Source organism: Intestinimonas butyriciproducens (assembly GCF_016901775.1).
In the GTDB taxonomy this organism is placed as follows: domain Bacteria; phylum Bacillota; class Clostridia; order Oscillospirales; family Butyricicoccaceae; genus Pseudobutyricicoccus.
The window spans coordinates 18,360-40,598 of record NZ_JACJKW010000013.1; the positions used below are offsets into that span (position 1 = coordinate 18,360).

Annotated in this window: 23 protein-coding genes; 10 read left to right on the forward strand and 13 right to left on the reverse strand. The window is 54.6% G+C overall.

Annotated features, from left to right (window positions below; genetic code table 11):
• Positions 1–21 precede the first annotated feature (21 nt).
• Both H6A25_RS08060 and H6A25_RS08065 read left to right on the forward strand, forming a co-directional pair.
• The gene (locus H6A25_RS08060) at positions 22–1,848 is read left to right on the forward strand and encodes a WG repeat-containing protein (RefSeq protein WP_204751467.1); all 1,827 of its coding nucleotides are present in this window, start codon (positions 22–24) and stop codon (positions 1,846–1,848) included.
• 366 nt (positions 1,849–2,214) lie between these two features.
• Complete coding sequence (locus H6A25_RS08065; protein ID WP_118425765.1) at positions 2,215–3,453, forward strand: 6-phosphofructokinase; 1,239 nt, start codon at positions 2,215–2,217, stop codon at positions 3,451–3,453.
• Between the two features lie 50 nt (positions 3,454–3,503).
• On the opposite strand, the gene H6A25_RS08070 is transcribed toward H6A25_RS08065, so the two are convergent.
• The 5 genes from H6A25_RS08070 to dinB form a co-directional block, all read right to left on the reverse strand.
• Positions 3,504–3,857: a hypothetical protein gene (locus H6A25_RS08070; protein ID WP_204751469.1), complete on the reverse strand. Its 354-nt coding sequence runs from the start codon at positions 3,855–3,857 to the stop codon at positions 3,504–3,506.
• Between the two features lie 21 nt (positions 3,858–3,878).
• Positions 3,879–4,154 (reverse strand): hypothetical protein, encoded by a 276-nt coding sequence (locus H6A25_RS08075; RefSeq protein WP_204751471.1) that lies wholly within the window; start codon positions 4,152–4,154, stop codon positions 3,879–3,881.
• 9 nt (positions 4,155–4,163) lie between these two features.
• A complete protein-coding gene (locus tag H6A25_RS08080; protein WP_204751472.1) occupies positions 4,164–4,352 on the reverse strand; it encodes a hypothetical protein in 189 nt (62 codons plus the stop codon).
• 111 nt (positions 4,353–4,463) lie between these two features.
• Entirely contained in the window at positions 4,464–4,856 is a 393-nt protein-coding gene (locus H6A25_RS08085; protein ID WP_204751474.1) for a DUF3795 domain-containing protein, read from the reverse strand.
• 2 nt (positions 4,857–4,858) lie between these two features.
• Positions 4,859–6,028, reverse strand: a complete 1,170-nt coding sequence (dinB, locus tag H6A25_RS08090) for a DNA polymerase IV (protein ID WP_204751476.1) — start codon at positions 6,026–6,028, stop codon at positions 4,859–4,861.
• 134 nt (positions 6,029–6,162) lie between these two features.
• On the opposite strand from dinB, the gene H6A25_RS08095 reads away from it, so the two are divergent.
• On the forward strand, positions 6,163–7,518 hold the full coding sequence (locus H6A25_RS08095; protein ID WP_118425755.1) for an amidohydrolase: 1,356 nt from the start codon (positions 6,163–6,165) through the stop codon (positions 7,516–7,518).
• Between the two features lie 54 nt (positions 7,519–7,572).
• Here the strand turns inward: H6A25_RS08095 and H6A25_RS08100 are convergent, their stop codons facing one another.
• Positions 7,573–8,004, reverse strand: a complete 432-nt coding sequence (locus tag H6A25_RS08100) for a hypothetical protein (RefSeq protein WP_204751478.1) — start codon at positions 8,002–8,004, stop codon at positions 7,573–7,575.
• Positions 8,005–8,304: 300 nt separating this feature from the next.
• On the opposite strand from H6A25_RS08100, the gene H6A25_RS08105 reads away from it, so the two are divergent.
• Positions 8,305–8,541 (forward strand): helix-turn-helix domain-containing protein, encoded by a 237-nt coding sequence (locus H6A25_RS08105; RefSeq protein ID WP_204751479.1) that lies wholly within the window; start codon positions 8,305–8,307, stop codon positions 8,539–8,541.
• 182 nt (positions 8,542–8,723) lie between these two features.
• Here the strand turns inward: H6A25_RS08105 and H6A25_RS08110 are convergent, their stop codons facing one another.
• Positions 8,724–8,963: a DUF3343 domain-containing protein gene (locus H6A25_RS08110; RefSeq protein WP_204751481.1), complete on the reverse strand. Its 240-nt coding sequence runs from the start codon at positions 8,961–8,963 to the stop codon at positions 8,724–8,726.
• A 1-nt stretch (position 8,964) separates the two neighbouring features.
• Positions 8,965–10,239 carry a double-cubane-cluster-containing anaerobic reductase gene (locus H6A25_RS08115; RefSeq protein ID WP_204751483.1) on the reverse strand — a complete coding sequence of 425 codons (1,275 nt, stop codon included), beginning with the start codon at positions 10,237–10,239 and terminating at the stop codon, positions 8,965–8,967.
• Between the two features lie 221 nt (positions 10,240–10,460).
• Here H6A25_RS08115 and H6A25_RS08120 point away from each other — a divergent pair, with 221 nt between their 5' ends.
• Both H6A25_RS08120 and H6A25_RS08125 read left to right on the forward strand, forming a co-directional pair.
• Entirely contained in the window at positions 10,461–11,684 is a 1,224-nt protein-coding gene (locus tag H6A25_RS08120) for a hypothetical protein (RefSeq protein ID WP_204751485.1), read from the forward strand.
• A gap of 21 nt (positions 11,685–11,705) precedes the next feature.
• Positions 11,706–12,098: a hypothetical protein gene (locus H6A25_RS08125; protein WP_204751487.1), complete on the forward strand. Its 393-nt coding sequence runs from the start codon at positions 11,706–11,708 to the stop codon at positions 12,096–12,098.
• Positions 12,099–12,174: 76 nt separating this feature from the next.
• Here the strand turns inward: H6A25_RS08125 and H6A25_RS08130 are convergent, their stop codons facing one another.
• Entirely contained in the window at positions 12,175–13,110 is a 936-nt protein-coding gene (locus H6A25_RS08130; protein WP_204751489.1) for a 4Fe-4S binding protein, read from the reverse strand.
• 169 nt (positions 13,111–13,279) lie between these two features.
• Here H6A25_RS08130 and H6A25_RS08135 point away from each other — a divergent pair, with 169 nt between their 5' ends.
• Positions 13,280–14,170, forward strand: a complete 891-nt coding sequence (locus tag H6A25_RS08135; protein WP_204751491.1) for a LysR substrate-binding domain-containing protein — start codon at positions 13,280–13,282, stop codon at positions 14,168–14,170.
• 4 nt (positions 14,171–14,174) lie between these two features.
• Here H6A25_RS08135 and H6A25_RS08140 read toward each other — a convergent pair whose 3' ends face one another.
• Positions 14,175–15,857 carry an FAD-dependent oxidoreductase gene (locus H6A25_RS08140; protein WP_204751493.1) on the reverse strand — a complete coding sequence of 561 codons (1,683 nt, stop codon included), beginning with the start codon at positions 15,855–15,857 and terminating at the stop codon, positions 14,175–14,177.
• 216 nt (positions 15,858–16,073) lie between these two features.
• Here H6A25_RS08140 and pcp point away from each other — a divergent pair, with 216 nt between their 5' ends.
• On the forward strand, positions 16,074–16,715 hold the full coding sequence (pcp, locus tag H6A25_RS08145; protein WP_204751495.1) for a pyroglutamyl-peptidase I: 642 nt from the start codon (positions 16,074–16,076) through the stop codon (positions 16,713–16,715).
• 107 nt (positions 16,716–16,822) lie between these two features.
• Here pcp and H6A25_RS08150 read toward each other — a convergent pair whose 3' ends face one another.
• A complete protein-coding gene (locus tag H6A25_RS08150) occupies positions 16,823–17,986 on the reverse strand; it encodes an aminotransferase class I/II-fold pyridoxal phosphate-dependent enzyme (protein ID WP_204751497.1) in 1,164 nt (387 codons plus the stop codon).
• A gap of 139 nt (positions 17,987–18,125) precedes the next feature.
• Here H6A25_RS08150 and H6A25_RS08155 point away from each other — a divergent pair, with 139 nt between their 5' ends.
• On the forward strand, positions 18,126–18,683 hold the full coding sequence (locus tag H6A25_RS08155; RefSeq protein WP_204751499.1) for a flavodoxin family protein: 558 nt from the start codon (positions 18,126–18,128) through the stop codon (positions 18,681–18,683).
• 101 nt (positions 18,684–18,784) lie between these two features.
• On the opposite strand, the gene H6A25_RS08160 is transcribed toward H6A25_RS08155, so the two are convergent.
• Together H6A25_RS08160 and H6A25_RS08165 are read right to left on the reverse strand one after the other, a co-directional pair.
• Positions 18,785–20,620 (reverse strand): M56 family metallopeptidase, encoded by a 1,836-nt coding sequence (locus tag H6A25_RS08160; protein ID WP_204751501.1) that lies wholly within the window; start codon positions 20,618–20,620, stop codon positions 18,785–18,787.
• Positions 20,617–21,012, reverse strand: coding sequence for a BlaI/MecI/CopY family transcriptional regulator (locus H6A25_RS08165; protein WP_204751503.1), 396 nt, complete (start codon positions 21,010–21,012; stop codon positions 20,617–20,619). The genes H6A25_RS08160 and H6A25_RS08165 overlap by 4 nt, the downstream gene beginning before the upstream one ends.
• Before the next feature lie 210 nt (positions 21,013–21,222).
• On the opposite strand from H6A25_RS08165, the gene H6A25_RS08170 reads away from it, so the two are divergent.
• Entirely contained in the window at positions 21,223–21,957 is a 735-nt protein-coding gene (locus tag H6A25_RS08170; protein ID WP_204751505.1) for an SH3 domain-containing protein, read from the forward strand.
• Positions 21,958–22,239: the final 282 nt, after the last annotated feature.

Genomic DNA, 22,239 nt, shown 5'->3' on the forward strand with positions numbered 1-22,239 from the left:
AAAAAGAGAGGAATGAAATGTATGAAAAAGCACAAACGATCCCGCGCAGCAATTTCCCTGTTCCTGGCAGTTTGTACCCTGTTCTCTCTCATCCTTCCCGTCACAGCCGCCGAAGAGGAAGGCCTTTCCTATGAGGTGATCATCGATCCTCAGTATGAGGATGCAGGCTCCTTCTCCCAGGATCTGGCCGCTGTGAAAAAGAACGGCAAGTGGGGCTACATCGATACAGAGGGCAACACCGTCATCCCCTTCCAGTTCGACTATGCCTTCCCCTTCAGTGAAGGCCTGGCCGTGGTGGGCACTCTGGGCGAGCATCCCACATATGACGGCGCAACGGCCCCGGTGTATTTCTGGTCCATCCTGGACAAACAGGGCAATGTGACTCCCCTGCTCTATAAAGAGGAAGGGGACACCGAATACAAGCAGGCCAAGGAATTTGTGGATTTGCTGGATTCTTCCGCCAAAGTCTATTACCACAACGGCTATGTAGTGCTGGGCAGCATCATGTCGGTGGACAACTATGCCCCCAGTCTGGTGTTTGACCGCACCGGCAAGCAGGTCTACCTGGGGGATTACTGGGTGGGCTACTGTCTGAATGAAGGCGCCTTCGCCGTCACCGAAGCCATGGGCGGCAACGGCCTTTATTTGGACGAAAGCGGCAAGCCCGTCCTGGAATTTTCCGAAGAAGCCTACACCCGCCCCTTCAACCAAGGTCTGTCTCCCCTGGCTAAGTACGATGTGGAGCGGGAGGGCTTTGTTTTTGGCTTCATCGACAAAAACGGTAAAACCGTGATTCCCTTCCAGTATCAGGACTTCTATATCCGGGGGATCTACACCACCTATCAGATCTTCTGCGACGGCATCGCCTCTGTGAAGAATCTGAACGGCAAATGGGGCGGCATTGACAAACAGGGCAAGACCGTCATCCCCTTTGAATACGATGCCCTGGGCACCTTCCTGGAAGGTCTGGCCTTTGCCTGCAAAGACGGCAAATACGGCGTCATCGACACCCAGAACAATGTGGTGGTTCCCTTTGAGTACACCCGGATCACTTCCTATTCGGATGGTCTGGCTGTGGCTGTGAAGGACGGCAGGGCTTTCTGCATCGACCGCTATGGCAAGGAAGTCCCCGGTTCCAACACCATCTCCCAGGAAAGCTACTTCCCCGCCGGGCTGGAATCTTCTCTGACTATGACTCCTGATGAGATCATCACAGTGATCGAAAACGGCAAATATGGCTTTGCCCGCATCGGTTACACCCAGCCTCTGCCCCAGGAAGGCGAAATGTCCGACTGGGCTTATGAAGAAGTAACCCAGGCCATCCAGCATGGCCTTGTACCCGCCGATCTGCAGAATCAGTATTATGCCAACATCACCCGGGGCGACTTTGCCACCATCGTGGTGCAGCTTCTGGAAGTGGTTTCCGGCGACAGCATTGAGGACATCGTTCTGGAAGAGACCGGCAAGACCCTGGAAGAGCTGGCCCTGACCTATCCCTTCTCCGATACCAACAGCTGGGATGTAGTGGCCGCCAATGCGCTGGGCGTCATCAACGGCCGGGGAGGCGGCATCTTTGATCCTTACAGCGCCATCAGCCGCCAGGACGCTGCCGCCCTTCTGATGCGTATTGGCAAATACATGGGCAAAACCGATGTGGATACTTCCGGCGCAGCTTTTGCCGACAATGCTTCGGTGGCTTCTTATGCCCAGGAAGCTGTGGCTTATGTAAAGGCCCTGGGCGTGATGAATGGCACATCGGAAACCACCTTCAGCCCCTTTGACACCTACACCCGCCAGCAGTCCTACATGACCATCTGGCGCCTGTACAATGTGATGGTTACCGAATAATCATTACAATCGTCCTTTTTGGCCCCGGGCACTTGGCCCGGGGCCTAAGTGTATCGAAAAAGTGTCTGAAGCCACTTTTTCGAGCTTTTGCAAGGGCCTGCATGCAGCCGATTGGCCGCTTCTGACGGTCAATCGGCCACACTTGCCCCTTGAGAGGTGCAAAAACCGACGCACAGGTCGCCGGTTTTTGCAAATTGATGAGAGGTAAAGCAAATCCTTCCCTTTGGCCATATCGTTTTTTCGACAGTCTGTGGCCCCGGGCATTTCGCCCGGGGCCTTTCTTTCATTGCCACAGAAGGGATTGTGTGGTAAAATACAGTTACACTTGATTTTTCAAATTTTATCTCTCCACGGAGGTCATGTACCATGAACAAACTGAAAGGCGCCTGCCTTTTCGGCCAATCCGGCGGCCCCACATCGGTGATCAATTCCAGCGCCCTGGGCGTGCTGGAAACTGCGTTGGGTGAAGACTGCATCACCGCCGTCTATGGCTGTGCCCATGGCATCAAAGGCATTTTGAACGACTGTCTCTACGACATTTCCCAGGAGGACAAGAAGGAGCTGTCCCTGCTGCGGTATACCCCCTCTTCCGCCCTGGGTTCCTGCCGCTACAAGCTGAAGGACAGCAGCGTGGACGACACCGACTACAAGCGCATTCTGGAGATCTTCCAGAAATACAACATCCGCTACTTTTTCTACAATGGCGGCAACGACAGCATGGACACCTGCAACAAGGTCTCCAAATATCTGATGAGCCAGGGCTATGAGTGCCGGATCATGGGCGTGCCCAAGACCATCGACAACGATCTGTTCGGCACCGACCACTGCCCCGGTTTCGGTTCGGCGGCCAAATACATCGCCACCTCCTGCATGGAGATCTACCAGGATGCCAATGTATATGACACCGGCACCGTGGTGATCGTGGAGATCATGGGCCGCAATGCCGGCTGGCTCACCGCCGCCAGCGCCCTGGCCTCCCATATGGGCGGCGGGCCCGACCTGATCTATCTGCCCGAGCAGCCCTTTGACCTGGAAGCCGCCATGGCCCAGATCAAGGAAGTCTATGACAAGCGGAACAACTGCCTGGTGGCCCTTTCCGAAGGCATCATGGACAAGAATGGCAAATTCATCGCCGAATACGGCCAGGATGTGGCCACCGACGCCTTTGGTCACAAGCAGATGGGCGGCGCCGGAGCTTTTGTGGCAAACGAAGTGAAGAGCCGCTTCGGCTACAAGGTGCGCAGCATCGAGCTGTCCCTGCTCCAGCGGTGCGCTGCCCACTCCGCTTCCCTCACCGACATCGAAGAAGCCTATCAGGCGGGCAAAACCGCCGTGGAGCTGGCTGTCAGCGGCGTCACCGACAAAATGGTGGCCTTTGAGCGGAAAGAGGGCGCAGAGTACCAGCTGGAAATGAAGCCGGTGCCTCTGGACATCGTGGCCAACACCGAAAAGAAAGTGCCCACCCAGTGGATCAAGCCCGACCACACCGGTCTCACCGATGACTTCATCGCCTATGCCCTGCCCCTGATCCAGGGCGAGACCCAGCTTCCCTACGAAAACGGCCTGCCCCGCTTTGCCCGGCTGAAAAAGGTTCTGGCCAAATAACAATAGAGCAAAACAAAACGCCGCAGAATTCTGCGGCGTTTTGTTTTGCTTCAAAAATTATAATGGGGCGTTCCCTGGTATTCCGGCGGAATATCGTAACCGTAAAAATCCAGCATCTTCACCAGCCTGCAAGGCCTCTCCGGAAAGACCCACCGGTTGAGATAGTCGATGAAATCCGGCGCACCGTATGCGGCCACTTGCTGGCCCGGGCCGATCTCCCGCAGGAATTTCTCCTTTTCCGGTCCATGCCACACCCACTCTGCGCTGAAACTTTCACAATAGCTTTCCAGATCCCGGGCCACCTCCCAGGGCACCCGATACAGCATGGCCTGGCTGTCGTGACTGAGGATGACTTCCTCCATTCCCTGTTGTTCTTCTCCATCATGGAAAACTGCTTTTTTCACCTTTTTTGTCCCCTCCTTCCTCTACCATATCTGCAAAAGCCCGCGGACAATGAGAAAGATCCCGAAAACAGCAATACACAGCGCCCATCCATATTGCTTGGTTTTCACCGACTGACGCAGCTGTCCGATCCAGGCAATGAAAAACAAAGGCAGGCTGAGAAACACGCACCCCATCCCCACCAAAGTGCCGATGGTAAAGAAAGGATGAGGATAGGATACCCCGGCCCCTATCACCGCCAGAAGCAGCAGCAAACCCGCCATCGCCATGACCATGGCTGCCCTGTACAGCCTTTTCATGTGATTCCCTCATTCCTCTCTCCATCTTCCGGTAATTTCTTCATTCACCGGTTCCAATTCCTTTTCCAGCAAGCATTGGAGATCCCAAAGCAGCTGCTCTTCCTCCACTTCCCGCGGGGCCAGCCTGCCTGTTTTCTCCCAGCGCAGCAGCATCCGGTATAAGGTCAGCGCCTCCCGATCTGTCAACCTCAGCTCCATGGGCTCCTCCTTCTGCTTTCCTTTCCGGCGTATTTTGTACAGTATAACAGAAAGAACCCATCCCATACCACTGGATTTTTCCAACGAATTTCTTAACAATTCATGACAGGATCAGGCTTTCTGCGGCTTTTTGTTCCCCTCCAGCAGGGCCCACACATCTTCTTCCTTTTCCATCCCATCGTAATCGCCGGTGAGCAGGCCCGGGTAGTGGTACACGATCCCCTCCTTCTCCCCTGCTTCCAGCTGCGCAAGCATGCGTTCCATACCGAATTTACCGATATACCGAACAAATGCCTGGGTCCGAAGGCTTTGCAGCACCGGGGCCTGGCAGGGAAACTCTGCACATTGCCAGCATCCCTCCAAAGTCCTGCTTTGGGCGCATGCATAGGGGCGGCACTGTTCCTTTTCCGGGCAGGCGCCCTCCCGGCAGCCCAGACACCCTTCCTTTTCCTCACACAGACAACAGGCCAGGCCGCAAAAACCCATTCCCTTTTCCCGTTTCACTTTCAGTCCTCCTTTTTCAGCAAGGCGGCAGGGCGGATGGCTCCCGGGCCGAATTTATCCCATATACCATCGATAGACTGGCTGAGTTTTTCCTTTTTCCCATCGTCAAACAAGCTCATCTGCCCTGCTTCCCGGGTGAGGCGGATGGCGGTGACCCCCAGCATCCGAATGGGCTTATTGCCCTTCCAGGAGCGCTGATAAACCTGCCAGGCCGCTTGAAACAGGGGTGTCATGGCATTTTCCGGCTCATCCAGTTTTCCCTGGCGGTCGATGGTGACAAACTGGGGATCTTTGATGGTCACCTGCACTCCCCAGCAGCGCAGTCCCTGCCGCCGCAGCCGCCAGGCCACATCCTCGCACAAGGCCAGAAGCTGCCGGCGCACCGCCTCATCCCCCACCACATCCTGGCGGAAGGTGCGGTTGCGGCCAATGGATTTGGGGTCCTCTCCCTCGCCCCAGCGGCGCACCGGATCTTTCTCCAGGCCATGCACCGCCAGATACAGACTGGCTCCATGCTTGCCCATCATCTCTTCCAGCGTTTCCCGGCTTTGCCGGTACAGATCGCCGATGGTGCCGATGCCCTTCTGCCGCAGCCGGGCCGCTGTCACCGCCCCCACCGACAGCATCTGTTCAATGGGCAGCGGCCACAGGATCTCCGCCACCTTTTCCCGGGGAATACAGGTAACAGCGTCCGGCTTTTTCAAATCGCTTCCTATTTTGGCAAAGGTCTTGCAAAAAGACACCCCCACCGAAACGGTGAGCTGCAGTTCTTCCTTTACCGCCTGGCGGATGCGGTGAGCAATTTCTTCCCCCGTTCCAAACAAAACCTGGCTCCCCGTCACATCCAGATAACTTTCATCAATGCTGGCCGGTTCCACCTGGTCGGTAAACCGGCGATAAATGGCATTGGCCTTCTCATAATACTGGTGATACAAATCGTGATGGGGCGGCAACAACAGCAGCTCCGGACACTTCTTCCTGGCCTGCCAGATGGTCTCCGCTGTCTTGACACCCCGCTGTTTGGCCAGCTCATTTTTTGCCAGAATCACTCCGTGACGAGCCTGGGCATCTCCCCCCACCGCCATGGGCACATTCCGGGCCTCCGGATGGAAGATCATCTCCACCGAGGCATAAAAGCCGTTCATATCCACATGCAGAATCTGCCGGTCCATGTCTTCCTCCTTTTTGTTCAAACGAATGTTCTGTTTTTATCATATCACATTTCTCTGCCTCTTTACAAGCAGTATGAAAATCCGATATAATGTATATATATCGCCCTTCGGGGCAGGAAAAGGGGAATTGATCAATGGATCGGATCGAAGAAAAAATCTGTCAGATCATCGACAGCAAAAAGGATGAGATCATGGCCTTCGGCCGGGATATCTTCTGCCACGCCGAGCTGGGATACAAGGAACACCGCACCAGCCAGAAGTTTGTGGAGGAGATGGAAAAACTGGGTCTCACCTGTGAGACCGGCCTGGCCATCACCGGCGTGAAAAGCTATCTCAAGCCCAAGGGAAGCCAGGAAGGCCCCACCTTGGCGGTGATCGGTGAGATGGACGCCCTGCCCATTCCCAATCATCCGGACGCCTGGAGCGAAACCGGTGCTTCCCATTGCTGCGGCCACAATGCCCAGCTTACCGGCGTTGTGGGTGCGGCCATGGCCCTCTGTGACCCGGAAGTGGCCCAGGCCATGGGAGGCAATCTGTGCTTCATGGCAGTGCCGGCTGAAGAATTTGTGGACATCGAGTTCAAATCCCAGATGATGAAAGAGGGCAAGCTGGGCTACGGCGGCGGCAAATGCGAGCTGATTCGCCTGGGAGCCTTTGACGACATCCAGATCGCCCTGGGCCACCACACTTTCCCCGGCGCCGATTACGGCATCTACAACAGCAGTAGCAACGGCTTTGTGAACAAGACTGTCACCTTCCAGGGCCGTTCTTCCCATGCTGCCGACGCCCCTCACGAGGGTATTGATGCCCTGAACGCCGCCACCTCGGCCATGGTGAACATCGCTTTGCAGCAGGAGAGCTTCCGGGACGAGGACACCGTGCGTGTCCATGGCTTTATCTCCGGCGGCGGTACTGCCGTCAATGTGATCGCCGATCATGTGACCATGCAGTATTCCGTCCGGGGCAAAACCCCCGAGGCCTATCTGGACGCTGCCAAAAAGGTGGACCGCTCCCTGAAAGCCGCCGCCATGGCCACCGGCTGCGGTGTCACCATCGAAACCATGGCTGGCTATATGTCCGGCGTGGTCAACCCGGATACCCAGGTGCTGGAAAGTGTTCTCCAGGATCTGGACGCCATGGGTCCCTATCACCATCGCCGGGATATGCTGACCCACGCCACCGGCAGTGATGACTTCGGCGATGTGGCAACCCTGATGCCCCTGGTTCATTTCTGCACCGGCGGCTATGTGGGCAATCTCCACAACCCGGATGTGCGGGTGGAAGACGAGTATCTGGCCTATGTGGTCACCGCCAAGATCTTTGCCCTCACCGCCTACCGGCTGATGAAAAATGGGGCGGAAAAGGCAAAGGAAAACATCGAGCACTATAAGGCTCCCATGACCAAAGAAGAATACCTGGCCTTCATGGATGGGATGCAGCGCACTGAGACCATCGACCCCGAACCCCTGCCCATTGTGGGAAAAGAATAAACCCACACCCTCAAAAATCCCCGGCGGAAAAACTTCCGCCGGGGATTTTTTCAGCTATTGTTGCCGCTTTCTCAGCGCCGTGACCAGTGCATACAGCCCCACAGCCGCCGGAGCCAGCAATAAGGTCAGCATCAGACCTTCGCCGCCGCTCCAATTCTCCGCCAAAGGGTCTGCAAGAAGATAGGAAAAAGTTTGGTACAGAGAAATATAGATATTCCTGGCTGAATGAACCGAAATGAGCTGGGTGAGAAAAATCAGGAAAAATCCGGCACTCAAAGTGAAAAACAAATGACAGGCCATGTCCTTCCAGGAATACTTGGCCCAGATCAGGCTGACAATAAGCAAAAGAAGCACAGCAGGCACCACATATCCCAGCGCCACAGCGCTCCAGGCCTGAAGCCGGGCCTCCCAGTCTCCGGGACTGCTTCCCATCCAGGGGATTTTTTCCTGCAAGGTAAAATAATGCCGGATGCTATACTGAAGCATCCATCCGCACCAGGCAGAAAAAGCGAAGACCAAGGCAAATAAAGCAGAAAAGAAAAACGACAAACCCCTGCTGCTTCTTTTCATCAAAAACCCCTCCTTCACTCATTGATGCGCCCAAGGCTGCATCATTGGAACATGGAATCTGGAACGGTTTTTCGGCCCATCCGATAGGGCCATCATGGCCCCTGTCTCCCCCGGAATTTGTTATTGATAGAATAGCACATTTTCTCAATGAGGTCAGCTGACCTTAAACACAAAATATTCCCTTGCTATGATTGAGCCAATGAGGGAGGAATCTTTATGATCAATGCCACCAGCATAGGGAATATTTTACGGGAGCTGCGGGAGAAAAAAGGGCTCACCCAAGAGCAGTTGAGCGGCCTTGCCACTTTGGATCGAACCCATTACAGCAAAATAGAAAGAGGACTGGGCAGCCCCACCATCGATACCATCTTCAAAATTTTTTATGCCCTGGATATGAAACCCCATGAGTTGATCAAGTTCATGGAAGAACGGGTGGATTTTAATTTTAAATAAGTTGTGTTTTTTATAAAAGATTATTTTTTATTATTCGATTATTATAAACCATTGCACTCCTTTCTGTATAGAATCAAACCATCCAAAATAAAAATGTCCGTTTTGTCTATTCTTTCCATGCTGATCTCTTTACACACAGAAAAAGCCTCCGGCGAAAGATTCCGCCGGAGGTTTTTTTATTTTTATCGGGGCAGTTTGGTGATTTCCTCCACCTGCACATTTTCCTCCTGTATCAGCTCCTTGACCCGAGGAATGTCCTCCACCTGGGACAATCGGACGGACACCCCGCAGCAAACGCTGCACTCCCGGGGCGTTGGAGCCAATGTACAGGGGATCTTCTCCCCTTTCAGCCGCTGGTACAATCGCAGGGCATTGGTATGATTGGGGAAAATCACATACCCTACCATCTGGGAAGAATCCATGTTATTCGCCCAGCATCTCCAGGAATGCGCCAATACGGGTGCGCAGCTGAGCCTCGTCCTGATCGGTGTAATCGGTCTCCAGACCCAGCACCGGGATGCCCTTTTCCTTCAGGGCCCGCTCCACATGGTAGCCTTCAGAGTCGTACAGGCTGCAGAACTTCAGGTTCACATCGATGACGCCGTCTACCTGATATTCCTCTGCCAGGCGCAGAATGTCGTCGATCCGGGCGGTGTTGGGGGTGAAGCAGGCGCAGTTGATGTTCATATAACGGCGGGCCAGGGCTTCGATCTGTCCATCCAGAGTGGTCTGGCTCTCATCCACCAGTTTTTCAAAGTACCGGGTGCCGGTGCACATCTCTTCGGCCACCACGGCGCCGCCGCTGGTTTCGATGATGTGGTGCAGCTTCCAGTTGGGCACAGCCAGAGGCGTGCCGGTGAGCAGGATGCGCTTCTGTCCCTGGGGGAATACGCTGACACCGTTTTTGATGCGCTCGTCCAGCTCGTCACACAGCTTGTTGGTCATCTGGGTAAAGCGGGTGGGATCGTCATAGAAAGCGATCTGGGAGATCACCAAAGCGTCCTTGCCGCTGATGGGCAGATTCTTGTTTTTCCGGGTCTCATAGAGACGGGCCAGGGCGCGGCGCTTGTCGTTGATCAGCTTGATGGCAGCGCCCAGTTTTTCCGGGGTCACCTTGTTGCCGGTGACTTCTTCCACTTTTTCCATAAACAAACGGATCTCATAGGCCCAATCCTGGATGTCCTTTTCCCGCTTCATCTGGGGCAGCTGCATCACATAGGTAGGCACATCTTCGCCCAGGATCTCCCAGGCCTTCTTTTTGCCGTCGCAGGTGGTTTCGCCCACATACATATCGGCAATGCGGAAGAAAGGGCAGGTTCTGTCCAGCCGGGCGCCCACCGAAGCCTTGATCAGGGGGCAGGTGTTGGCAGGCAGGACTTTCTCGCCGCCGGGAACCCAGAACTGAGAACCGCCGCACAGGCCAGTGGCAATGGCATCGGCAGCAAAAACGATCTCATCAGGCACATAGACACAGAAGGTGCCAAAAACCTTGCCGCCTTTTTTCTGATGCTCGATCAGCTCGGCGGGGCGCACCCCGTGGATTTCGGCAATGACGAAGTTATAATAATCCATCCCCTCAGGCCGGTTTTCCTGGCTGAGATAAACCTGGCCGAACATGCCGGGCAAAACCTCACAAAGCTGGTCATGGGTCTCCAGATCCATGCCCAGGCTCTTCCACATCTCATGATAATCTGCCATGGGTATTCCCTTCTTTCTGAAAAATTGGTCGAAAACAAGTTTCCCTTGTTTAACAGAGTATCACTTCCCACCCTGCTTTTCCAATCGTTTCTATTTATAAAATACTATGGCATTTATAGATAAAAACAATATCTCTTTTGGGGAGTTTTTGCTTTTTCTTGCCTTTTCCCACACTTTGTCTTACAATGGTGAAAACGGGGGATTTGGAAAGGGATGATGGGATGAAACGGTTGACAGGAGCTTTTTTCTGCCTGCTGGCCGCCTTGTGCCTTTGGCATGGCTTTCAGTTTGCCCGGGAGCAAATCACCGATATCACCGTACTGGATGCCCTTATCACCAAAGTGGAACAGATCCAGATCCCCGGCAGCGAGCCCCAATACTACCCCACCGTGGAGTTTTCCTATGAAGGGCAGCCCCACACCGTCCGGCTGATCCACAATCTGCCGCCCGATGGGATGCTTCCCATCACCCACACCGCCGACGGCAGCCCCTTTGTAGGCAGTGTCAGCATTCTGGCTTCCTGGGAAAGCAGTTCTTTTGGCTACCGCACCCAGATCGTCTACCATGAAAACCCTGACCGCATCTGCTTCTATCGCAATTACGACCTGATCCAGAATGAACAGCTGTTCTACCTGTACTGTGCCGTTATCCCCCTGGGATGTGGGCTTGTGGTTCTTTTTTTCATGTGCCTTCTGGGCCGCCGGGTCCATCTGGAACAGCCTTTTCGTTATTCCCTCCGGGGAAAACCCAAAAAACCCGGGTATACCGCGCCCTTCCTGCTGCTGCTCTTCGGCGCTTCGGCCTTGTGGGGGGCCATTTACTACGGCGCTCCCCTGTTTCATCCTGATTGGGTTCGGGTCAAAGCTCTGCTCAGCGCCACCCACGGCTTACAAGGAGATTTTTACGCCGTCACCTCCCGGGGGCTGGACCGGCTCTCCGGCTGGCTTCTTCCTTCAGAGTGGTCTGTAGGCGATCTGGTGGATGCCTACTACGATGCCCAAAACAATATGATCCATCTGCTGCCTTTGGAATCCCTCAGCGGCCTGCTGGCCCTGATCCTGGGTCTGATGGGGGTATTCTCTCTGTGCATGAGTCTGTATCTCATGGACGAACGCCATTATCTCCGCTGGCGCTTCCGCTTGTTTGAACCGGCTCCCCGGCCCCGGAAAAGAAAAAAGGAACAGCATTCCTCTCACTCCCAACCAGCATCGGAAACAGCCGGCCTTTCTCCTCTTTCCTCGCCCACGGAAGCGGCCCTTCCTTCTTCATCCCATCCGAAGGAGAGCAAGCCCGGCAAAATCCCTTCCCAGAAAAAAGATAAAAAGAAAAACGATCCCAAGGAAAACAAATCGACTCCGCCCAAGCATTCCGGTCCCAAAAAACAATCACCATTGAAAAAGGCCAAGAAAAAACGGATGCAAAACAGGAAACGGAAAAAGGCGTGATGCCAAAAGGAGCTGATGGAAATGAAGTTGTTTTTCCGCAAACACCGGCTAGCGCTTCTGTTCCTCATTCTTTTGCTGCTATTCTTCCTCCTTCTTGTCCCCTGGTATCCCTTGGAGGATTGGGAAGAAATCTCCATCCAGCAGGTGCTCACCTGGTCACAGTCTGCTGCTATAACGGAAGAAATGGATCTCCAGCACATCCCCCTTTATCTGGGAACGCTGCAAATCTGGCCCCTTCCCCTTTCGGCCCCGCCGGAAGAAGGCTTTCTGGTAAAGTTCCTATACGATGAAGAGCCCTGGGAATTGGTGGTGGGTTCCCACAAGGCCATTCTCCGCCGGATGGGCCACACCCGGGGATTTTCCGTGAAAAACCCTTCTGTCTGGTATGGCATTCTGGAACAGGCCAAGCAATAAAAAAACAAGGGGGAAAGCAATGCTTTCCCCCTTGTTTTTTGTTTATGATGACTGAATGACTGAACGACTATTTTGCTTAGCACTTGGCGCCGGCGACGGTTTCGATCTCCAGGATCTCTTCCTTCCGCTTAAGCAGATTGTCGGACACCAGCATCTTTTCCACTTTGTCCACGCCCAGGCGCTCCACAGTGTCGCCGAAACGCTCGCCGGAGATACCCTTCTGCTTGAAGAGCAGGATGGCCTTTTCCACCACCTTGAGCACTTCTTCCCGGGTAAACAGGGTCTGCAGGGGGCTGCCCATGCGCACCCGCTTGCCCCACTTGCCGCCTACATAGACCTTGTACATGGTCTCGCTCTCTTCGGTGGCGCCGAAGCGGCAGGAGCCCGCGCAGCGGCCGCAGTTATTGCACAGGCTGGTATCGATGACCGCCCTGCCGTCCTTCATGGAAATGGCGTTCATGGGGCAGGCATCGATCATGGAGCAGGAGGGGCAGCCTTTGCAGCCTTCGGGGATGATCTTGATGACCTTCTGGCCCACAATGCCCAGATCGTTCAGGTCGGGCTTGACGCAGTTGTTGGGGCAGCCGCCCACAGCGATCTTGAACTTATGGGGCAGGATCACATCGTGATAGCCGGTATAGAACTTGTCATGGATCTCCTTGGCCAGGTCCTGGGTATCATACAGACCAAAGACACAGGTGGTGCCTTTGCAGCTGACCACAGGACGCACCTTGGAGCCGGTGCCGCCGGTGAGCATTCCGCCCTTTGCCACCGCTTCCTGGAAAGCGGGGATGTTGTCATAATGAATGCCCGGGCACTCCACAGTCAGCCGGGAGGTAAACTCGATCTTGCCATTGCCGTACTTGGCAGCGGCTTCGCTGAGCACCTGCATCTGCTGGGCGGTGAGGATGCCGTTTTCGGTGATGATCCGGCCGGAAAATTCCTCGGTGCCCCGGTTGAGCAAAAAGCCCTCTGCTTTGACTCGCTTGATATCGCTCTGTGTAATAGCCATATTGTTATCCTCCATCGTCTTTCCATTCTGTTCAGGCTCTTCCTCACACCGAAAAGCCTTTTCTCATCGTGGTTCTATTATACCCCTTGTCATCCATCAGGTAAAATAGTAATATTGAATCAAAACCATAGGCAAAAACCTATCACATTGCCAAAAGGGAGCGATTTTTGTGACCATCCGTCATCTGCGCATTTTCATCGCCGTGGCCGAGACCGGCAAAATGGGCCTGGCCGCCAAACAACTATATATTGCCCAGCCCACTGTCAGCCAGGTCATCGCCGATATGGAAAAAAGCTACGGCGTCAAACTCTTTGAGCGGCTGTCCAAAAAACTCTACATCACACCCCAGGGAGAGCGTCTTTTGTCCTATGCCCGGCATATCGTCAGCCTTTTTGACGAAATGGAGCGCAGCATGCGCAATTCTTCGGCCCAGGTGCTTCTGCGGGTGGGAGCCACCATCACGGTGGGCGCCTGCGTCCTCTCCCCTATCATCCGCCGGTACGAAGAGCTGTTCCCCCTATCCCAGGTGCAGGTCTTTGTGGACAACACCCGGCTCATTGAAGAAATGCTGCTGGAAAGTCAGCTGGATGTGGCTCTGGTGGAAGGATCGGTGGAAAGCCCCGATCTGTGCACCCTGCCGGTGATCGAGGACGAGCTGGTGCTGGCCTGCGCCCCCGACCATCCCTTTGCCTTCCGGGAAACCCTCCATCCGGAGGAACTGGAAGGCCAGAACTTTGTCCTGCGGGAAAAAGGTTCGGGGACACGGGCCTTGTTTGAAGATTATCTTCACGCCAGACAAATTGAAGTCTGCCCCAAATGGGTATGCCACAGCGCCGACTCCATCCTCAGCGCCGTGGAAGCAGGCCAGGGACTGACGGTGATCTCCCGTCTGCTGGCCCAGCCTCGGGCGGCTGAGGGCCGCCTTCGGCTGCTGCGCCTGGCCGACGCCCGGCTGACCCGCTCCTTCCGGCTGGTGTACCACAAAAACAAATATCTGTCAGAGCCTTTGCGTCACCTGATGGACTGCATGCGTCAGTGTGCCATGACGCCGGAAGATTAGAAGATTATTTGGGATCGTAGCAGCCGTGGTCGGGAGTCAGCTTATCGTTGACAGCGATCTCATAGAACCGCCAGCCGCCGGACAAATTGTAGCAATCATAACCAAGGCCGGTGAGCATCCGGCAGGCCAGATAGCTGCGCAGGCCGGAATGGCAATGGATATAGACCGGCTTGTCCTGGGGCAGTTCCCCTGCTCTCTGACGCAGCTCATCCAAAGGGATATGGATAAAGCCGGGGATATGGCCCGCTTCCCGCTCAGAGGGAGTGCGTACATCCAGCAATGTGACCGAGCCGTCCCGAGGCAGCTTCTCCACATCGTTCCAGAAGAAGTTCTTCACCTTGCCGGTGAGGGTGTTTTCGATCACATAGCCCACAAAGTTCACCGGGTCTTTGGCCGAACCGAAGGGAGGCGCATAGCACAGCTCCAGCTCGGTGAGGTCATAGGCGGTCATGCCGGCCCGGATGGCAGTGGCGATCACATCGCAGCGCTTGTCCACGCCGTCATAGCCCACCAGCTGCGCACCCAGAATCTTGCCGGTGCCCTTTTCATAAAGGGTTTTGATGGAGATGCCATGCCCGCCGGGATAATAGCTGGCATGGGACTGGGAATAGGTATAGACCTTGTCATAATCCAGCCCGGCGGCCTGGGCAGCACGCTCATTGACGCCGGTCATGGCCACAGTCATGTCAAAGATCTTCAGCACCGAAGAACCCAGGGTATTTTTATAGCTGCTCTTGATGCCGCAGATGTTGTCGGCGGCAATGCGGCCCTGCTTGTTGGCCGGGCCTGCCAGGGGCACATAGCTCTTCTGGCCGGTGACAAAGTCCACCACTTCCACAGCGTCGCCCACGGCGTAGATGTGCTCTTTGGAGGTCTGCATATACTCATTGACCACAATGGCTCCCTTGGCATTCAGCTCCAGTCCGGCAGACTGGGCCAGAGCGGTGTCGGGGCGCACGCCCACCGACAGAATCACCATATCGGTCTCGATCTCTCCTTCAGACAGATGGAGAGTCAGCTTGCCGCCCTTGTCCTCCATGCTCTGAACAGCCTTGCCCAGCATCAGTTCCACGCCCTGATCCCGGAGATAGCGATGGACTTCGGCGGCCATATCCCCATCCAGAGGGGCGATCACATGGTCGGCCAGCTCCACAATGGTCACATTCAGCCCGGCCTTTTTCAGGTTTTCCGCCATCTCCACACCGATATAGCCGCCGCCTACCACAACAGCGCTTTCGGGGAACTCTTCATCCACATAGTCCCGGATCTTCACGGTGTCGGGAATGTTCCGCAGAGTGAATACCCGCGGATCGTCCACCCCATCCATCTTGGGCACCAGGGGCGCGGCGCCGGGGGACAGAATCAGCTCATCATAGCTTTCGGTATAGTCCTCACCGGTCTGGACATTGTGCACGGTGACCTGCTTTTTCTCCGGATCGATGGCGGTGACTTCATTCCATACCCGCACATCCACATTGAACCGGCTGTTGAAGCTCTGGGGTGTCTGAAGGGTCAGGGCAGACTTCTTGGTGATCTCACCGCCGATGTAATAGGGCAGGCCGCAGTTGGCAAAGGAGATGTATTCTCCCCGCTCGAACATGATGATCTCTGCCTTTTCATCCAAACGACGCAGACGGGCCGCTGCGGAAGCGCCGCCGGCCACGCCGCCTACAATCAAAACTTTCACAAAAAAGACCTCCTTTTTGTTCTGTTGTTTTGCTCAACTGTTGTTTTTATCATAACACATCGGAGAAGCAAAGTAAAATAGCATCTTTTCATCTTTTTGATAGCCTTTTACCTATGAATCCCCGTTTTTTTCTCTCTCCCCGATCCGGCCTGCTTGTGACAAATGCAGAAAGGTGCTATACTGACCAAAAGAACAAGCGGAGGAGGAAAGGGTCCCATGAAAATTTTAGTGACGGGCTTCGAGCCCTTTGGCGGAGAGGCCATCAATCCGGCTCAGCAGATCGTGGAAAGTCTGCCGGAAACCATTTCCGGCGCTCAGGTGGTGAAAAAAATCGTCCCCTGTGTGTTTGGCGAGGCCATTAAACAGGTGCGTCAGGCCATGGAGCAGGAGCGGCCCGATATCGTTGTGTGCATCGGCCAGTCGGGCGGACGGCAGGCCATCTGCCCCGAACGGGTGGCCATCAACCTGCGGGACGCCCGCATCCCCGACAACAGGGGCAATCAGCCGGTGGATGAACCGGTGTTCGCCCAGGGAGAAAATGCCTACTTCTCCACTCTGCCCATCAAGGCTATGGTACAGGCCATCCGGCAGGAAGGCATTCCCGCCCAGGTGTCCAACACCGCAGGCACCTATGTATGCAACGACCTGATGTACGGTCTTTTGTACCACATCCACCACAGCTTCCCCACTATCCGGGGCGGTTTCGTCCATGTGCCCTATGCCACCTGCCAGGTGGTGGACAAGCCGGGAACCCCGTCCCTTTCGGTGCCGGAGATGATAAAAGGCATCACGGCCGCTTTGGGGGCCTGCATGGAAAACGCCCAGGATGTGCACACCGCCGAAGGCGCAGAACACTGAGCGTGTCACGGAAAGGACAAACGGTCTCTTTTCCCATGTTGTTTTCTGACAATGTAAAACCGGGTGACGGAATGGGTTCCGTCACCCGGTTTTTCTTTTCTCTTTTATCAATGTCCCATCAAGGCCTGGGTCTCTTCGATCCGGTCAAAAGCCTCTTTCAACCGGGGGATGCCCTGGGTACAGGCAATGCGTATAAATCCTTCCCCGGCTTTTCCGTACATCTCCCCTGGCATGGTGAGCACATGGGCCTTCTCCAACAAAGCCCGCACCGCCTGGAAGCTGGTCAGCCCGCTTTCTTTTATCGAAGGAAACAGATAAATGCTCCCCTGGGGTCTATGCACGCTCATCCCCGGAATTTTATCAATGCGTCCGGCGGCATATTCCAAACGGCGTTCAAACTCCGCAGCCACCTGAGGGGTGATCTCCTCCGCCTGGCGCAGCGCGTAGATCGCGGCGCGCTGGGAAATGCTGGGGGCTGTATACATCATAAACTCGTTGAGGTACTCTACCGCCTGAATGATCTCCGGCGGCGCCACCAGATTGCCCACCCGCATACCGGTCATGACAAAATTTTTGGAAAAGGAATTGACACACACCGTCCGGTGGCGCATACCCTGGACGGTGATCATGGGGACGAACTGAGCCCCGCCAAAAACAAAACCGGTATAGATATCGTCACAAATGGCCAGCAAATTGTGACGGATGCAGATTTCCGCCACCTGCTGGAGGTTCTCTTTGGAATAGACGGCGCCGGTGGGGTTATTGGGGGTATTGATCAGAATCGCCCGGGTCCTGGGGGTGATCAGGCTTTCAAGCCGCTGGGGATGGAGGGCAAACTGCTCTTCTCCCCGGGTCTCCAGGAATACCGGCACACCACCGGCCAGACGCACCTGGTCGGGATAGACTGTGAAATAAGGATCCGGGATGATGACCTCATCGCCGGGATTGATGGTGGCCAGAAGAGCTTCTGTCATGCCGATGCATCCGGCAGTGGTGACAAACACTTCCTCCATATCAATGGAAAGGCCATAGGCCCTTTGATAATACCGGCAGATCTCCCGGCGCAGTTCCCGATCCCCCATGGGGTGCGTGTATTTGGTATGTCCCCGGCGTGCATCTTCAAAAGCCGGTTCCAGAATTTTTTCCGATGTGGGCAGATCCGGATCTCCGATGGTCAGATCGATCAGATCGGAATACTGCTCTGCCCCCTGGGCGAAATTGCTCCCTGCGGCCGATTGCAGACACCGGCGGGAAACCCATGTATGCTGCATATGCTTACCCCTTTCTTTCTTTTTTCTTTTATCCTACCACATCCCGCGTCTATGAAAAAGAGCGTTTTTCTCTTCCGTCAAAAAAGGCTTGCGCCTTTCTTTTTGTTCCTTCATAATAACACCAAAGGAGGAATGCGCAATGTCTCTGCTGGTCATCTGGTGCAGCCCCAACCAAGAAGGGCTCACCGCAAAATGCAAATCCGCCCTGGTGAGCGGCATCCTGGAGTACGGTATGGAATGCAGTGAAGTGCATCTCAACCGGTTGAATATCGGCCGCTGCCAGGTGTGCTCCACAGGCTTCGGCCAGTGTGCCCAAAAAGGCACCTGTGTGCTGGAGGACGATTTCAACCGGCTCTATGCCCTGATGCAGCAATGCGATGCTCTGGCCCTGGTGACGCCGGTCTATTGGCATGATATGGCCGAACCCTTGAAAGCGCTGCTGGATCGGGTGCGCCGGTGCGACTGCAAGGTAAACCATGCCTTAAGCGGAAAAAAGGCCATGATCGTGGCCTGTGCCGGAGGTTCCGGCAACGGTGCTGTCCGCTGCCTGGGTCTGATGGAGGATACTCTGAAGCACATGGGAATGGATGTGCGGGAACGGATTCCCGTCACCCGTTTTTCTTCCAGCTATATGCCCAAGGCCATCCAAAGTGCTGCCTGGCATCTGTGCTATGAACTGAATGAAAAACCCCAATAGCCCTTTTCCATAAAACCAGTGGATTTACCTGTAAATCTGCACACCTTGTCAAACACTCAAAACAAAGGCTCTTCCGGTTGTCCGGCAGAGCCTTTGTTTTTTCACTGTGAAATATATAAGATATCCAGAAAACTTCTCCCGCCGGGTGTTGCGTCCAGCATGCAAAGCGTGCCGTCTTCCATCGCGGTCAGCCGTTTCACCTCAGATCCGTCCACCTGTTTGGATAAAGTCAGCATCTTTTCCATAGGTTTTCCCTCTGCGGAGGAAAAAGCCTGAATGCTCTGTTGATCCTGGAGATAGAGAACCCCATCTCCCGCAGCCAGGCAGAAAAATTTGCCATCCTGCACTCTGGACCACTCCTCCCGGCCCGTCTGGCAATCCAGCCGATGGAGAACGGTTTCGCCGTCTTTTTCTGTAAAGAAAAAAAGGTTCCCCTGGGCATCCACATCAAAATCCACTGCATCCGGATGGGTTTCCAGCAATCGTCCGCCGCTGTCAAAAATCTGGAGCGTATTCCGGGCTGTGTGCACGATAATCCGCTCTCCCCAAATCTGCATTTTGTCCACCGGCAGCAAAACGCTCTCCAGTTCTTCCTCCCCTTCTTTCGGGGAACATGGATCCAAGCCATCCAAAGTCACCGGCTCCCCTTGTGGAGTTCCATCGGGAGCAAAACGCTGCACCCACGCAGGGTCATCTGTTTTCTGAACAAAAAGCACAGCCAGGTTTCCCTGCCCGTCCAGGCAAATGGCGGAATACCGTTTTTCTTCTTCCCCCTGAGGTTTGCTGGCCGAAATGGTTTCTGGCAAAGTAAACATCACCTGGCGGGTGGACCAGTTTGTCACCTGATCCTCCGCAACCACCATGACCCCATCTTCAAAGGGCACAAACAGGCGCTCCAGCCAATAGCCGGTGCCCAACTTCATAGCGGGCTGTTCATACCCCAGCGGCGAGACCTTGGCTCCCGCTATATAGGAGATCCCCTCCTGAAGGATCACTGGCTGCACTACCACCCCGTAGGAACAAAGAAACACAAAAAAGGCTGCCAAAGTGAGTGCCCTCCCGGCTTTTCTTCCTTTGACTCCCACCAAAGCGAAATTCAGACCCAATCGAAAACGCTGTATCACCCTATGACGGTAAAACCTGGGGCGATGGAAATTTCTCCATCCTCCTTCTGCCTTTTCCGGCTGAGCTGTCCGGATTGCCCGGTAGGTGCGCAGCAGCATTTCATAATAACTGTCCCGCTCCTCTTCCGGCAGTCCGGCCAGCACCTTGAAGTCGCACCGCAGTTCCAACAGCTGATCCAGCTGCCGCTTCAGCAGCCACATCACCGGATTCCACCAAAACACGCAGCAAAATCCGTAAAACATCAGCTTGATCCATTGATCCCTGTTGCAAAAATGCTGCCACTCATGAAGGAAAATGAGACGCAGATCCTCTTTCCTCCAATGGACCGGCGGCAGGCCGATGGTGGGTGTGAAAAATCCACTGACATATGGCGCCTTGATGTCTTCGGCTACACGGATGTCGCCTTTCCCCTGGGGAATGCAGCGGCGAAACAGCTGCATCACCTCTTCCGGCGCTTTCTCCCATGTCTCCATCTGTTTTTGATGCCGTCTAAATCCTGCAAACAAGCGGCCCAACAAAAAAAGAGCGCCCAGCAGCCATAAAAGAGCCAATCCCTCCCCCAAGGAAAGTTCCCCCCACAGCGTCCGGCCCAACCAGGCTCCGCTTTTTTCCAGCTCCACCTCCACCTGCTTTGCAAAGGGCAATTCCACAGGCAGCCACATCCGAAGCCCGGCCAAAAGCAGCAGAAAGCACAGCGGCCACAGCCCCAGCTTCATAACCCATGTGGTTTGAAAGGACAGCAGGATCAGCAGCAGGGACAGCACCCCGGAAACAACCAGGGCCGTCAAAAGAGAATAGAGCGTCACATTCATTTTCCCTGTCCTCTTTTTTCTTTCAGCATCTGCTCCAGTTCTTCCAGGGTATCCTCATCCAGAGAGAGCCCATCCAGCAAATCGCTGAAGAAATTTTTCACCACTTGTTTTTTTCCCTTCCCTCCGATCCCCATGGAACGAAGCTGGGACACAGCGTATTGGGACTGGGTAAAGGTGGGAGCAAAGGTACGCCCGTAATGGCTCCCTGTTTTCTGGTATCCCGCCACCTGAATGGCCCCCTTCTCCAGCATGCTGTTGATCAGGATGTGCAAAGAACTGTCTTTCCACCCTCTCTCACCGGGATGCTCCAGAATCTCGCTCCGGGACAAAGGACGATCCGCACTCCACAGAATGTCCATGATCTCCCATTCACTCCGGGTCAGTTTCTTCATAGGATCTCCTCCTTTTCCCCTGTGTTGTCTTTACCTTATCACCGATCCCAGGGTATGTCAATATATTTTGTATTACTAATCTTTAATATCACTAATCCTCTTTACTTTTTCCGATACGCATGAAGTCCCAGGGACCGCCGGCTGCCTTTGGCACCCTTCTGTGCCCTTTTTCATATCCTGCTAAGGAAAACATCTGACAGGAGGACAGCTATGCCCTGCATTTACTTAAGCCCCTCCACCCAGGAGGGAAACCGCTATGTCACTGGCGGGACGGAAGAATACTACATGAACCTTCTGGCCGACGAACTGGTGCCTTATCTGCGCCCCAATACCATCTGCTACACCCGGAATACCCCCGAAATGACGGCAGTATCTTCGGTGCGCCAGGCCAATCAAGGGAATTACGATTTTTATCTGGCTCTTCATTCCAATGCGGCCGGCCCATCCAATGCCGGTAAAGTACGCGGTTCACTGGTTTTTTATTACCCCACCAGCCAAAAGGGACGGCGTGCCGCAGAAATTTTCGCCGGCAATCTGCGGCTGATCTATCCTCAGCCTTCCCTGGTCCGCACCGTCTCCACCGCCACTTTATATGAAGTGGCCCGCTCCAAAGCTCCCGCCAACCTGGTGGAGATCGCCTATCACGACAACCTGGAAGATGCCCAGTGGATCACCGAAAACCTGCCGGCTATCGCCTCCAATCTGGCCGTCTCCCTCACCCAGTATTTCAATCTTCCCTTTATTGTCCCCGGCCCGGAATGGTGGGGAACGGTAGCCATTTCCAGCGGCGCTCTCAACATCCGCTCCCGTCCGGATCTCACTTCTTCGGTGATCACCCGGGCCTACAAGGGCGACCGGATCAAAGTGCTGGGCCATTGGAACGGCTGGTACAGTGTGGATTACAATGGCACGCTGGGCTATGCCAGTGCCCGTTACATCCGTTAAGTTCTTTTGCAAAAGCCGGCTGCTTGCTTCAGCCGGCTTTTGTGCATTTTAACCATACACACTGTGCAAATCTCCAAAAGTGTATTTTTATCGCTTTACCCTATTGACTTTCTAGCAAACTGCCGTATAATAGAGACAAGAAGAACGAAAGAGCAAAAGAAAAAAGCAGAAAGGAATGAGACCAATGGTTGAACAACAGAATCAGCGACCGGCTCTCAGTTTCCGTGAAAAGTCTTCGAAACTTGAAACGCTTCGAATTCCCTTTTAACATTCTATTTTTCA